This window comes from Delftia sp. DLF01 (genome assembly GCF_014852125.1).
Taxonomy (GTDB): Bacteria; Pseudomonadota; Gammaproteobacteria; order Burkholderiales; family Burkholderiaceae_C; genus Comamonas; species Comamonas acidovorans.
The window spans coordinates 1141485-1155505 of sequence record NZ_JACVAZ010000001.1 but is presented as its reverse complement, the minus strand read 5'-3'; the positions used below and the strand labels follow the sequence as shown (position 1 = coordinate 1155505).

General features: G+C 63.6%; 1 protein-coding gene (only partly in view). It reads right to left on the bottom strand.

Annotated elements, in window-relative coordinates:
* Positions 1 to 14021, bottom strand: partial view of a CARDB domain-containing protein gene (locus IB269_RS05020; protein WP_225613957.1) — the 5' portion only. It extends 3208 nt beyond the left edge of the window; the window shows 14021 of its 17229 coding nt (coding positions 1–14021); it begins with the start codon at positions 14019 to 14021; its stop codon lies off the left edge, out of view.

Genomic DNA, 14021 nt, shown 5'->3' with positions numbered 1-14021 from the left:
ACAGCCCCCACGGAATAGGCAGGACTGAAGACACCCACCGCTACGGTACGTGCGGCAGCCGCACCCACGACGCGCACTGGCAGCACCAGCACGTTGTTGTCCTCGGAGACTTCCTGCACCTCGTCATCAGCGTCAACTGCGATGCTCAGCGACCAATTGCCTGCCGTGTCGAAAACGGCATCGGTTCGCAGTATCTGGCTGCCGCCCGCCGCCATGGCCGTGGTGCGGGTGCTCAGCAGCTCGACGCGCGCTCCGCCAGGCGAGGTGGCCAGCATGCGCACACGGGCACCAGGCGCGTCGGCGATGCCCACGTTGTTCACCACCACAGTGACACGGCTTGCCTCGCCCGCCCTGGGGATCTGGGGCAGCACCGTGACATCGGCGACCTGCACGGAAAAATCGGGCAAGGCGGCTGCCTGGGCGTCATAGGTCACGCTGATGGCAGCGGACTGCGCTCCGGCATTTCCCTCAAGGTCCGTGGCCTGCGCGACCAGCAGATTCCTGCCGGCTCGCAGTGCGATGGGCGGGAACAGTGCCGTTCCAGGCAATGCCAGGGATGTGACGCCATCCGAGTCCGTGACGAACAGCAGCCCCGAGCGGGCCCACGCCATGCTTTCGGGATAGATGCCCATGTCGATGGACCGCGGTGCCGCACCGGCGGCGTCCACGATATGAAGCTGAGTGCCACGCACAAAGGCAAGCACATCGGTGGGAGACAAGGAGAAGTGGTCCACACCCTCTTCATGGGCCGTCACCACGACAGGCGCCGCCTGGCCCACCTGCTGGAGATGCACCTGGTAGGCCTGCGCATCGCCTTGCCTGGCAAGGAAATAGACAGACTGCCCATCCGACGACCATTGCAGCGGCTCGTAGTCGTCTGCTCCCGGCTGGGACTGCGCAAGGACATGCCCGTCCGGCAGTGACAGCAGGACGAGTTGCCCGCCATCGACGGCCGCCACATGCAGCCCGTCGGGAGCAATCGCGAAGTTGCTGAACCATCGGGATGCACGCGCCACGGTACGGCTGGCTCCAGCGCCCATCGGCACCTCCACCAGTTCTCCACCACCGTTCGTCATACCAAGCCAGCGCTTGCCATCAGGATGCCAGTCCAGCATGCGGACAGAGCCATCCAGCCCTGGGTCCGAAACACTGCCATCAGCCACTTGCACAAGATGGACCGTGCCGCCAGCGCCCTGTACAAGCAACTGGGAGGCATCAGGTGACCACACGGGGATGCCTCCCATGCCAACGCCCGGCAACTTGTACAGGGTGGCTGGTGTTGCACTGCCATCAAGCAATGGCTGTACATGGAGGATGCTCAGTCCGTCGAAGGATGTCTTTGCCACAAGGTCCGCACTGGAAGCCAGCGCCATGGACTGCGGGCGATCGAACACCCGTGTCTTGCGCAGGCCTGCGAGGGCACTGGCCGATGCCAGGACGACACTATCGCGGCTCAGTTGCACCCTTGCCCCAGGCTCGCTGAAGACACGCACGGCCGTGCTCGACTGCGACACCACAAGAGGATGGGCGCTGTCGGTGGGATGAAAGATCAGGGAAGCAGAAGGCCCCATGCGATCAAGCGCCACGCCATCCACTTCGTTGGAAGAATCCCCCTCGTTGCCAGCCGCATCCCGCGATCGGACCACGTAGTAGTACCGCACTCCGTTGACCACCTCATGGTCGGAATAGGCCAGGGTCCGGGCATCCGTCCTGGCGATCTCGCTGTAGGGTCCTCCCGCTACAGCGGCGCGGTACAGCACATAGGATGCCGTGCCGCCCGCAGGCGCTGGCGCCTGCCAGGACAGCCGCAGTTCAGCACCGGCAGCAGGCGCCACCAGCGCTAGTTGCAGGGGTGCGCCTGGACGCACGGAAGCAATCTGCGCCACGGCCTCATTGGACAGATCGCCCACATTGCCGACGACATCCACCGGACGCACGGCATAGGCATAGGAGCCATTGGCCAGAGGGCCATCCACATGCAACCTTGGCTTGGTGGCGGCCACAGTGGCAATCACCACGCCGTCGCGCAGCACCTCATAGGAGGCCAGGTCATCCGCGGCGCTTTCGGTCCAGCCCACCGTGGCCATGGCCCCGTCCACTTCGACACGGGCTTGCACGGGAGGCGGTGGCGTGACGTCGCCGATACCTGCAGGGCTGGCGTTGGCCGCCATCCCCAGCAGGCCCAGCTGGCTCAATGCCTGCACGGAAACCGTGTGGCGACCGCCTGGCACCGCGACATCGGCCTCGGTGCCGCCCAGCACGGCCAGCGACCTGCCTCGCACCTCGCCGACCCGCCGCGCCGCAACGCCATCGGCAGCCGCACCCAGAGATATGCGAATGCGCTCCGTGAGATAGGGCGGATCCAGCACGAGCTGCAGACTTTTCTCTTGATTGGTGTTGTCCTGCTTGAGCGGCACCCAGACAAATCCATCCCAGGCCTCGACGGCATAGCTGGCCGGAGGCGCCATGTAGGTACTCCACACAATGGACAGCTCGTGCACAAGCTCCTTGCGTGCCGCCGAAAGCTCAATCCAGGGTGCCGGGTCTTGCTCGTCGGGCAGCCAGGCCGTGTCGTCATTGCCATCGATGGCCCGGCCGGCCCGGGCGTAGCTGCCTTCCTCGGTACTGGCCACAGCGGCAACGAAATCAAACGGCCTGGGATCGGGCTTGCCGTCCACACGAACCACATAGCCCGTCACGTCAGCGCTGCTGCTGGCGGACCAGGTGGCGCGCAGCACGCCGCCGGACGCCACGGCCTGCAACTGTCCGGGGGCTGCCGGCAGTTCTCCTCGCGCCACACGCACCTGGCCAGCCCGGCTGCGATTGCCGGCTTCGTCGGTCTGGCGCGCCGTGATGATGTTGGCGCCCATGGCCAATGACACGGCATCCGCCTGGAATGCGCCCCCGGCATCCGGGGAAAGAGACAGCGTCGCGGGTGTGCCGGTCTCCGGCATGCTTGTCACCGCGACGGCGCGCACGGCATCAGGTCCCTGGCCCCGCAGAGGGGTCGCCGCCAATGCCAGGGGGGTGTATGGCTGCTTGAGCGCGGTGGTATAGACCCAGGCCTTCGCTTCGGACGAGGGATCGGACTCGTTGTCGTCCTGATCCACGGTCAACACCTGGTAGCCATGGCGGCCATCGGGTCGGCCTGCGTCCACCAGCTGCGTGGCTACGACGGGAGCGGTCGTCACACGGGTGACGTCACCTGCCGCATCGATGCGCTGGACATGGTAGCCCCGCACGCTGCTGCTCGGGCTGGCTGTCCAGTGCAAGGACACCTCGCCACCATCCACTTGCGCGATGAGGTCGGTGGCCGGCATGGGTCTTTGCAGATTCTTGCGGACCACGCTGATGGCTGCAGGCGCGGGATCGGTGCGGCCGCCAAGGTCCGTGGCCACGGCACGCAACTGGTAGCGGCCAGGCTTCAGCGCCTTGGTGTCCCAATTCAGGCTGTAGGGGGCCTTTGTGCTGGAGGTGCCAATCAATGTCCAGCTGGCATCGGCGTCGGCCTTGTACTCGAACCGCACGGAGGCGATGTCCGAATCCGGGCTTTCTGCGCGCACATAGGTCACACCATCGACGTTTGCGCCATTGGAAGGCTGAACGATGACTGCCTTGGGCGGCCGGTTGTCCACCGTCACGCTGGCCGGATCGGAGCGGCTGCTCAGGTTGTCCGCCTTGTCGGCGGCCACCACGGTGTAGACGAAGGTGCCATCGGGCAAGGCCTTGTCCAGATAGCTCGTTGCATTGATCAGATAGGGACGGATGGCGTTGTCGCCAGGGTCGGACTGATTCACCAGCTGCCCGTTGCGGTACAGCAGGTAGCCTGCAAGATCGGGCTCCGTGCTGGCCGTCCAGGTCAGGCTTACATCCTGCGTGCCGGACAGCTGCGCGCGCAGCCCCAAGGGCTTGGCCGGCGGCAGGTTGTCCACGAGCACCCGCACCTGGGCGCTTGACAGGCCGCCTTCGGTGTCCTGGGCCTCGAGCCGGATGGTGTAGACGGCGCCCTCCGGCAAGCCGGCAGTGGGCCAGTTGGCCAGCACATCGCCTTGCACCGGCAGTGCGGAGGTGCGCAGTACTTTCCATTCCTTGGGCGATGCCCCCTCTCCGACTGAGACCTGGTATGCCAGGAAGTTGGTCAGCGCATAGGCGCTGCCCTCGATGGACAGCAGACCACCCACTGCCGATTCGGTCGCAGGCTTGCTGATATGCGCCCAGGGGCCCGAAGCCTTGATGCGGACCTGGACCACATTGGAGTGCGCGCTTTCCACGCCGCTGCGGGAAAGCGCGGTCACGGTGTAGGCATGGTCTCCGTCGATCAGGCCGGCATCCAGATACTCGGTGCCCGTCCAGGGTTGCTCATTGAGCTTCTGGCCGTTGCGATAGATGCGGTAGCCCACGATGCGCGCCACATCGTTGTTCGGCAGCCAGCCCAGACGGACATCGCTGCGCTGCTCGCGCCGCCCCGACAATATCGGCGGCCGGGGCGGCATGGCATCAATCTGCAGCGGCACATCGAACCTGGAGGCATTGCCGGCCTTGTCCAGCACCGTCAGACGCAAAGTGGCCGGTCCGTCGGGCGGCAGGCCCACCAATCTGGCGAGTTCCCCATTGACCACATTGGCCGTCCCGCGGCCTATGACTGTAAGAGCGTCCAGCGTCTCGCCAACACCGCTGCCCAGCTCCAGCGTCCACGAGTCCATATGCTCATCGCTGGCCGTACCCACCACCGGCACCATCGTGCCGATGGCGGCATGGGCCACGGGCGCGGTGATCTGCGCCACAGGCGGCGTTTGGTCGACATTGATACTGACGGTGGCCTGGCCCACATTGCCGGCCTTGTCGGTGCCTACCAGCTGCATGCTGTAGCGGCCGTCCTGCAGGGCAGCACCATCGAAGGCCAGGGACAGGGCTGCCGGCGAGGACACGACGGGCACGGCTTGAACGGCGTGTCCATTGATCATCAGTTGCGCACTCGCCAGATTGTGGTCGGCCACCAGGCCGGCCACATCTGCCGGCCGCACCCGGCTGACAAAGGTGCCCGGTGCCGGACTGGAAAACGAGACCTCGGGGAGCTTCGAGTCCAGCTCGAATTCTGCAGACTGGTAGCTGGAGGCATTCTCTGCCTCGTCGCTGGCGATGACCTTGAGGCGATAGCGGGCGTCATCCAGGCCCAGTTGCTGAAGGCTGCCCAGCGCAGACTTGACCAGGACCTCGGACCCCTCGGCCATCAATGCCCGCTTGGTCGATGGCAGCGGGCCCTCGACGAAGATCTGATAGTCACGCAGCATCCTGTCGGACACGGAGCCCACAAGTCCAGCATTTCCAGGCATGAATTCGCCCAGTACCGAATCCAGCGTGAACAGCGGTGGCGTGGCGTCCAGCAGCACCGCACTTTCCTCCTTCTGGACGTTGGTCTGGTCGGCGCGGGAAGTGGCCCGGATCTCCACCGTGTACTCCGCGTCGGGAGCGGGTGCGAGCGCGTCATTGAGACCATCCCAGATCACCACGGTTTCGCCGGGAGATGCCAGGGACTGGGACACCAGACGGCGCACGACCAAAGCACCTCGCCGGATTGTCAGATCGACAAACGCCGGCTGCAGCACGTCATAGGTCACGCGCACGCTGTCCAGCCGGCCATCTCCATTGGGGGAGAAAGTGCTGGGTGTCACTGAGAACTTGCGGATCAGTGCCACGGGGGCCTTGAGCCTCAGGTCTCGGGTGAGTTCAGAGCTCAGTTCCGCCCGGTCGAAAGCCCGCAGGCGCAGCGTGACCACGCCCTCCAGCGAACTGGCATCCAGCGCTGCGAGCTTGCGCAGATCGACTCCCGAGGTCTGCGAGGCCAGCGCGGTCCACACGTCGCCCTGGCTGTAGTCCAGAATCCACTGCTGCAGGTTCTTGTCAGTGGCACTGCCGACAATGTCCAGGAACGACTGCGTGACCTCCCCGGCCAATGGCTTGTCCAGCAGCAGCGCGGGCGCTGTCCTGTCCACCTCGACCTGCAGGCTGCGGCGCACCGGATTCAATTCGTTGTCGGGATTCGGTGCTTTCAGGTTGCCACAGCCATCCTCGTAAGTGACGTCGAAGGTGTAGTAGCCATCTTCCACGTACTGGCCCGCATCGTTGCGCCCATCCCAGACAATGTCACGGGCACCGGCGGACACCGACAGCCTGTTGGTCAGGTGCCGTACCAGCCCGCCGCTCCCCATGGGCACCAGCTTGCCCTGCACCACACGGCGCACCACGACAGTCACAGCCATGGGCTCCAGAGGCTGGATGGTCAGGATCATCGAATCGAGAGTGCTGGCCGTGCCTGGCGCAAACAGCCGCTTGTCCACGGATGCCGGACCGGCCTCCAGCGTTCCGTCCAGATAGAACCTGACCTGCCGGCAAGACTGTGCGCCAGACCAGTCAAAGACCGTCACTCGGCTTGTCACCTGACCGGAAATATTCACGATCGGCCCCAGTGCGCCGGCAAGGCGCTTGCCGCTCATGTATGGACGCGATTTCTTGGATGAAGTGGCAAATTCCTGCGAGACATACGGCATTTTTGCCCCCTCCCCTTTCCAATCACGGGGGTCCGGCCCATAAATGCTGGGCAATGCTCCGTCAACAGGCTGCCAGGGTGCATTTTCATCATCACCCAGGCGGAACTCCTGCAGGTAGTCAAAACCGGCGGCATCATCGATTTCCACTTGGGGCCGCAGGGCGTTGACTATCTTGTCTTCCCTGTCCTGGCCGGCTGGGTGCAATTCAGGAACCGCGCAGACACGCTGGTTTTCCTGCGGATAGGTAATGCGCAATGCAGCGGGGGAGTGGTCCACGGGGGCTCTGAACGAACCAGACCGTTTCACACCATCGCGGTCCGTCGTGATTCCCGTAAAGACCGCCGGCCCCTCCGGCAGGCCGCCGTGGTCAAAGGTGAATTCATAGTCCTGGTACCGTGGATTGACCACATTGAAAACCAGTCGCCGCCCGCCATTGGGAACTTCGGCAAAGACCTCCAGTGACAGCAGCGGGGTCATGACAATTCCCGCCGGAACTGGTCTTACCACACCATGCAGCTGGTGCGAGGCATCAGCCTCGCAGGAGGAGGCGAAATTCGGTCTGATCTGGAAGTCGACACCACCACAATTCTGGATGCGGTCTTCCTTCTGCATCGTGCTGCCATTGTCAAAGGTGACAAGCGCCCGCACCCTATAAACAGTACAGGACAGGTAACGGCCGCTTTGCTGGAATCCAAAGATGGTATCGGGCGGAACAATGGAGTTGAGTTCCTGCAGCAGGATGCGCCGCTCGATGGCGTGATAGGCGTCAGTCGGGCTGGAGACAAAGACCTCCAGCCTTTTGGCCGCCCGGCTTGTTGTCAGATCGACAATCCCACCCAGCATGTTCTCATCCAGACCGGTGGCCTTGATTGAAAGCTTGTTGCCGGATTTCGTAACGATCTCATTCGTGATGTACTGCGTCCCGCTTTTTCCGGTGAGTTTCAGACGCATGCTCATCCCGTTGTCCACAGCGATGCTGGAGTTGTAGAAACCTACAAGACCATAATTCTGAGGAATGGGCCCGTCAGACTCGAGGGACGAGCGTTCTTGCATCAGTATCGGATTGACTTGGTTTTCCGGGCCCCGCGTCTCCACCAGCACATTCTGACCATCCTTTATGGGATACACCTGCAGATGGGGCTGCTCAAGCCACTCTCCCTTTTGCGCGAGCTGTACCTCATTGAACTGCAAAGACACGGACACCACCGGATCATCAAGTGTTTCCGCAAAAATCAGTGCAATGCCCGCAGCAGGGCGCAACGTCAACTCCCGCTCGCCAAACATTGGTCCGTGGATATTCGGGGGCGCAGGCACCTCCCCCTCCTGCAAGTCCCGCTCAAGGATCTGTCCGGCCAGAATCAACCGCAATTCCTGCTGGGCAGGCGCAAACTGCGCAACCGTACGATTGCCAGCCAGATCGGCGACGGTCAGCCGATAACGCTTTCCTACATATTCCGCCAGCGCCAGAAGGTGCACATAGCGTTGCTTCTTGTGCTTATCGCCGCCCAATACATAGGGACTCCAGCGTCCGGGATTGATGCTATCACTCACCTCCAACTGCACCGAGTCGAAATAGGCGTCAGATACGTCCCAACTCAATTGCGTCCTCCGACAGCGGCTTCCAAGACAGTCAGAGAACGGTGTCTCGTTCTTCAATTCATTGATGACAGGTGCCGAGTTGTCCAGATGGACAAAAAAATCAAAGCCCACCACGTGGATTCTGTATTCGCCATCCACCACAATCTGCCCGTTGTCGTCGCGGCCATCCCAGACAATGGAGGCATCCACATTACCGGCCGGATGGTTGCGTGAAAACGTCCGAACCAGGCCACCCTGTCGATTGAAGACACTGAACTCCAGGTTCACGGGCTCCAGGACCCGGTAGCTGAGACTCATCACGTCCTTGGTGCCATCGCCATTGGGCGAGAAATGGGACGGCTCGCGCACCACATTGGTAATCGGCGGACCTGCCTGGGCAATGGCAACACGGCGCAGCTTCTGTCGGCGGTTGCCGGCACGGTCCTCCGCCATCAGCCGCACGGTATAGCGGCCCACGCCTGGCGAAACCCACATGGCGAGATCCTTGTCCCACAGGGGCGTGGAGCTGGGCGGGGCGATGGGATGCCAAGTCTCAGGCGCATCATCGCTGGCATAGTCAAGCCAATAGCGAGCGAAGTTCCTGTCCGCCACGCCCCCGTGCACCTTGACAGACACACCATCGGCGCGCCGCGACAAAACGAGGTCGGTCTGCAGGTTGGCAAGGGTACGGAAAACATAGGTGTCCCGCGGCTGGCGATCACCAAAGGGAACACACGAGGACAACTGCCCCGGGTTGTCCCAAGCTTCGTACTGTATCCCGCGGCCATATTCGATGAATCGGCTCACGCCACTGCGGTCGAGTCCCTCATATCCAGGCTGGACGAAGGGCGGCGCTTCGCCGAAAGCCAGGGAGGAAACCGCATGGGGGCTTCGCAGATCGATCAGGCGGTAACGGGGAGCGTCCTGGCCGCTTTGCGCACGCACGACGGCCCCACTGGCGGTGACTGGTACAACACTTCGAGACACGCCGATTTCACCCCCCATGCTCACGCTGGCAAGCACTTCATGGCGACCCGGTACAGCCACCAAATGCACGATCAGCGAGCCCGGGCGGCCATTGGCCGTGTCAAAGGTTTCGACGAACGGCGGGATATCGGTCACGCGGCCGGACACGATTTCAATGCGGCGGATCGTGATGGCACAGCGCCTGGAAGCGCCATCTTCCGAGACAGTGCAGTCCGGCGCGACGGGAAGGTAGAGCTCTGCAGAATCCTCGGACCATGCCTCCTGCCCAACCACGTTTTCCAGGCTGACCTGACGCAATTCGTTGCCGTCGGCATTCAGCACCAGCAGTTCGGTCGGCGTCTGGCCCACCACCAGGCGCCCATCGGGCGACCAATAGTATCGGTGGTCATTCGGCAATGCCCTCACATGGCCGTTCACCAGGTTGACCAACAGCGTGCCGATAGCGCTGGCCTCGGCAAGCAATCGTGTCCTGTCGGGCGAAAGTCGTACGTCGTAAACAGATTCCGCCCCCAGTGCACGCACGGCTCCCGTGCCGATGTGGATTGCGCCCAGGTTGCCGTCGCCCAAATGGACGAACACCTCGCTGCTGTCATGGGACAGACCGATCAGGGAGCGCAGAGCCTGGGTGGAAATGAGTTTGCGCCCCTCCCCCTCCCCGCCGGACGCAACCAAATGATCCAAGTCCGAGTTGTATGCCACAAGGCGCGTACCCTGCTCGTCCGCGACAAAGGAGCGCCACCCGGAAGGAACGCTGGAAACATCGCCCGGCCGGGACAGGCCACCAAGCACCAGGTGCATTCCCCGGCCCCAGTCGTCCTGGCGGTAAATGCCGGCAGGCAGGTCGATGGCGACATCCTGCGCGGTGGGCACATTCAGATAGAAACCCGCGCCTTCGCGTATCGACTCCACGGGAACATTTCTGGGCAGGGAGCAGGTCAGGCCGGCGTTGATGCCCAACGGTGTCCCCATGGCCGAAAGCAGGGAACTTCGGTTGGTGTCGATTTCGACCGTGGCGCCTCCCAGGACCAGGCCGTCTGCATTGCGCACCACCAATTCGTATCGACCATCCGGTACCAGCCGGCCCTCATCGTCGAGCCCATCCCAGGACCATGCACCCGAGGCTGCAGTGCCGGCCGGTCGGCCAGTGCGTAACAACCGGGACTGTTCGTCCGATACCTGGATGGTCACGGGCATAGCCTCTGGCAGGCGGTAGCTGAACACCGTGCTGTCCTTGACGCCATCCCCATTGGGCGAGATGAACGCCTCCGACACTGCATAGTCGCCAACCTGGGTGGCCAGAGAAATGGTCGCCGTATTGTTGTCCTTCACACGTTCCTTGATGGCCGCGTCGGAGTTCACGACCACCGTGATCGAGGCCAGGCCCGCATCGGCCGGGGCGTCGAAGGAGAAATGCACCGTGGCGCCAGCCTTTCCAGCCAATGTGGGCACGGTCACATCGGGTGCCAGCCGGATACCTGCGACAGGGCTTCCGTTGAAGGCACTCACTACCAGATTTCGGGCGCCCTGGTCGCCCAGATTGGCGACCGTGACGGCAAGGGTGGCGGCCTCGCCCGGCTTGGGCAATGGCGGCGCCAGGCTCAACGCGCCCTGCGAAACTGCAAAGTCCGGCAGCGTCAACACCTTCAGCGACGCGAAGGCCACGTTGTCTTCGAGCGTGATCTCCTCGGGCTGCGAGCGCTTCGGATCGACCACGGCAAAAATCAGGCGTTCGCTGGCATTGGGAACTTCCCAGTTCACGGTCGCCGTGGTGCTGGAGCCTGCAACCAGGGAAGCCACGCGCGTGGCGCCGAGGGAGATACCTCCGGCAGCCGGGTCGCCGTCGAAGAACTCCACATCAAGGCCGGTGGCGTCCACATCGCCCACATTGCGCACGAGCGCACTCAGCGTCATGACCGAGCCTTCGAGCGCAGGGCTGGGTGAGAACGCCAGATCCCTGTAGCTGACCGCCAGGTTCAGGCCTGCCTTCGCAGCCACCTTGAAGGCCAGCGCCGCAGCGTTGTCCGAAGTGTCGCCGTCACCGCTCGCCTTCTCCGGATCCATCTCGACGATGAAGCTGTAGTCGCCGCCCGGTCCCGCGCGCCAGGGAATCTGCTGCTCCACGGTGCTGCCCGCTGCGATCTGCACCACATTGGTCAGCAACACCGTGGTGCCCGCGCCCGATTGGATGCCGTAGCGCACATTGAAGGACGACGAGTCCTGCGTGCCGGAGTTGCGCAGGCGCGCGGTGAACACCACGTCCGCACCGGGCCGTGGCGCGTTGGGGTTCAAGGAGATATCGGCCTTGCTCACCGCCAGGGAAACTCCGCCGGCCGTCCTGACCGTCACGGAACTGCTGTTGTTGGCGCGCGTGGCTTCCTTGACAAGGCCATCAGGGTCCAGCTCCACGGTATAGACCGTTACCCCCGGCTCGGACAGCGTGGGTTTGAACTGCAACGCCGTCGTGGCGCGCGCGGCCAGGTCGAAGGCGGTCTCTGCAAGGCGCACGCGGTCGGCTCCGGTGCCGCTCCACAGCACGGCCTTGGCCTGTTTCACGGCGGCCAAGCCGGCATTGCTGACGAGTGCGTCGATCTGGAGGGTCGCCGGCAGGTTCTTCACCGTCGAGGGCGTTGCCAGCACATCGCCATCGCCCAGCAGCAGGTCCGCCAGCGGATTGGCGCTCTCCACCACCAGCGACAGCGAGGTGACGTTGTCCTGCCGGCTCAGGTCGGCGGTCGCCTGTTCGAAATCCACGACTGCGAAGACCGTGCGCGGGCCGGCGCGCGACGTCGTGTTCCAGGTGGCTTGAACAGTGGTGCCGTCTCCACCTACCAGGGCCGCGATGGGAATGGGAGCGCCGATGGCGATACCTCCTGCGGCGGGGTCCCCATCAAAGAAGCGGACCGTGCTGGCCTCTGACTGGAGGGAACCTGCGTTGACGACCCTGGCAGACAGGGTCACCCGCTGCCCATCGAAAATCGGGAGCGAAGAGGCCTGCAGATTGCCGATCGCGAGGTTGGCACTGGCGGCGCTGCGCAGCATTTGCAGCGCCAGCACGGTGTTGTAGACGCTGCCCTGCCAGCTCCCGTCCATCCGCTGGCTCTCGGCAACGAAGCGCTGCGCTGCAGACAGATTGATCTCGGAGCCGAAGCCTGCAGCGGCCATGGCCATGGACGCATGGGCCGTGTCGTGAATGGAGCTGGCACCGTCGCCAAAGCCGCCGTCGGTGTTTTGCCGGCTCTTGAGAAAAGGCCGCACGCTGGCGATCGGCGCCTGGGCACTGGCCAAGCCCGCCAGGGCCTTGAGCACCTGGGCCGAAACATGGACACGGCTGGGACTGGCGGCCGCGTTGCCCCATCCGCCGTCCGGGTTCTGCCAAGACACCAGCAATTGCACGGCAGGCCTGAGCACGCTCTCATCGGCGTTGACCAAGCGCAGGGCCTGGACCGCCAGTGCAGTGTCCAGCGGATTGCTGCGCAGGCGTTCGCCCAGGCCCCACCCGCCGTCTTGGTTGCGGGTGCCCAGCAGGGCCGAGATATCTTCGGCCCGGCGCTCGCCGGCCGTGCTCTCGATCAGCCTGCGGGCCAGAAAATCGGTGTTGCCCGGTGGCCGGGCCGCTATCCAGGCGCCGGCCGGCCCCAGCCCCCTGTAGACGGGGTCTGAGGCACGCAAAAACGAACGGGCCAGCAGCGTGTCACGCGGCGCAAGTCCAGCTGCATCCATGAAGGAGCCGTCGGACCGTTGCTGCGCTTTCAGCCAGGAAAGTCCGGCTGCATTGTTGCCGGGGTTGGCGGGGCCCGGCACATCGGGAGGCAAGGTGGTGCCGGGGACACCCGGAGAGGTGGTCTGCGGCGGCTCGGCAAAGACATTGGCCACGCCCAGGCCATGGGTCAGAGCGTTGTAACGCAGGCCGACCTGCCGGCGAGCCTGAGCCACCACATCCAGGTCTGCGGGATCGATGGTTTCCCCAGGCCGTACCAGATAGATGAAGCCGAATCGGAACGTCTTCTGAGATACGTCGGCAGAAGGGATGCGCGGGCCTTCAGCGGCAATGACGTCGTCTATCGTGACGATTCGCTTGGTGCCCCGAATGGTGGTTCCCAACGGGGCAGGCAGGGCGTTGCCATCGACGTCGGGCGCTTCGATGAGGAAGAAGGGAGGAACCTTGTCCTTGCCGATCAATCCAGCCAGGTACAAGTCCAGCGGGCTGTACCTGCTCTGGGTGTCAATCGCTGTGAAGGAGCCCTCGCCGTTGTCACGCCAGCTCGCGCCATAAAGCACCGAGCCCTGGCTGTCCAGCAGATAGCTCCAGTGGGAGCCATCCTTCCCTACCAAGGCAGAGCTGATCTGCCCATTCCAGTCCCGGAATTTGACATGGCTTGCCCATCGGTGCTGCATCTCGTGCGCGAATGTGGACAACATGGATTCATAGTCGGCACTGGACGTTGCGCTTGTCCAGCGGGAGGTCGCTGCCATGTCGATATAGCTTTGCAACACGCCCTTGCTGCCATACGCCTGTGAGTTGTCAAATTGCTTGATGCCTATGCCAGCGGTGTCGTTGCGCACGCCCCGGTGAAAAGCCAACGCGTTCTCTCCGTCGGCTGAGGCAGTGGGGTATTCGAAGCTCGAAAACACCACAAGGAAGTCATAGACATCGGCATGCGTGCGAAAGAATTCCTTTCCCACCGTTTCGGCGGGTGCAGGCAGGTCAATACCGTATTTGCCGGAAAATTCGATGATGCTGACACCCTTGTCATCGCGCAGGAAGCGCGCAATGCCCGGCTCATCGGTCGAAGATTTCCGGACAGTGGCAGAAGCCTGCTGATGCTGCGACGACGCGGCGGCGGTCTGTAAAAAGCCTGCCAGCAGTACCAGAAGGAGCAGTGCCGCTGCATTGCGCAGCCACTGCAT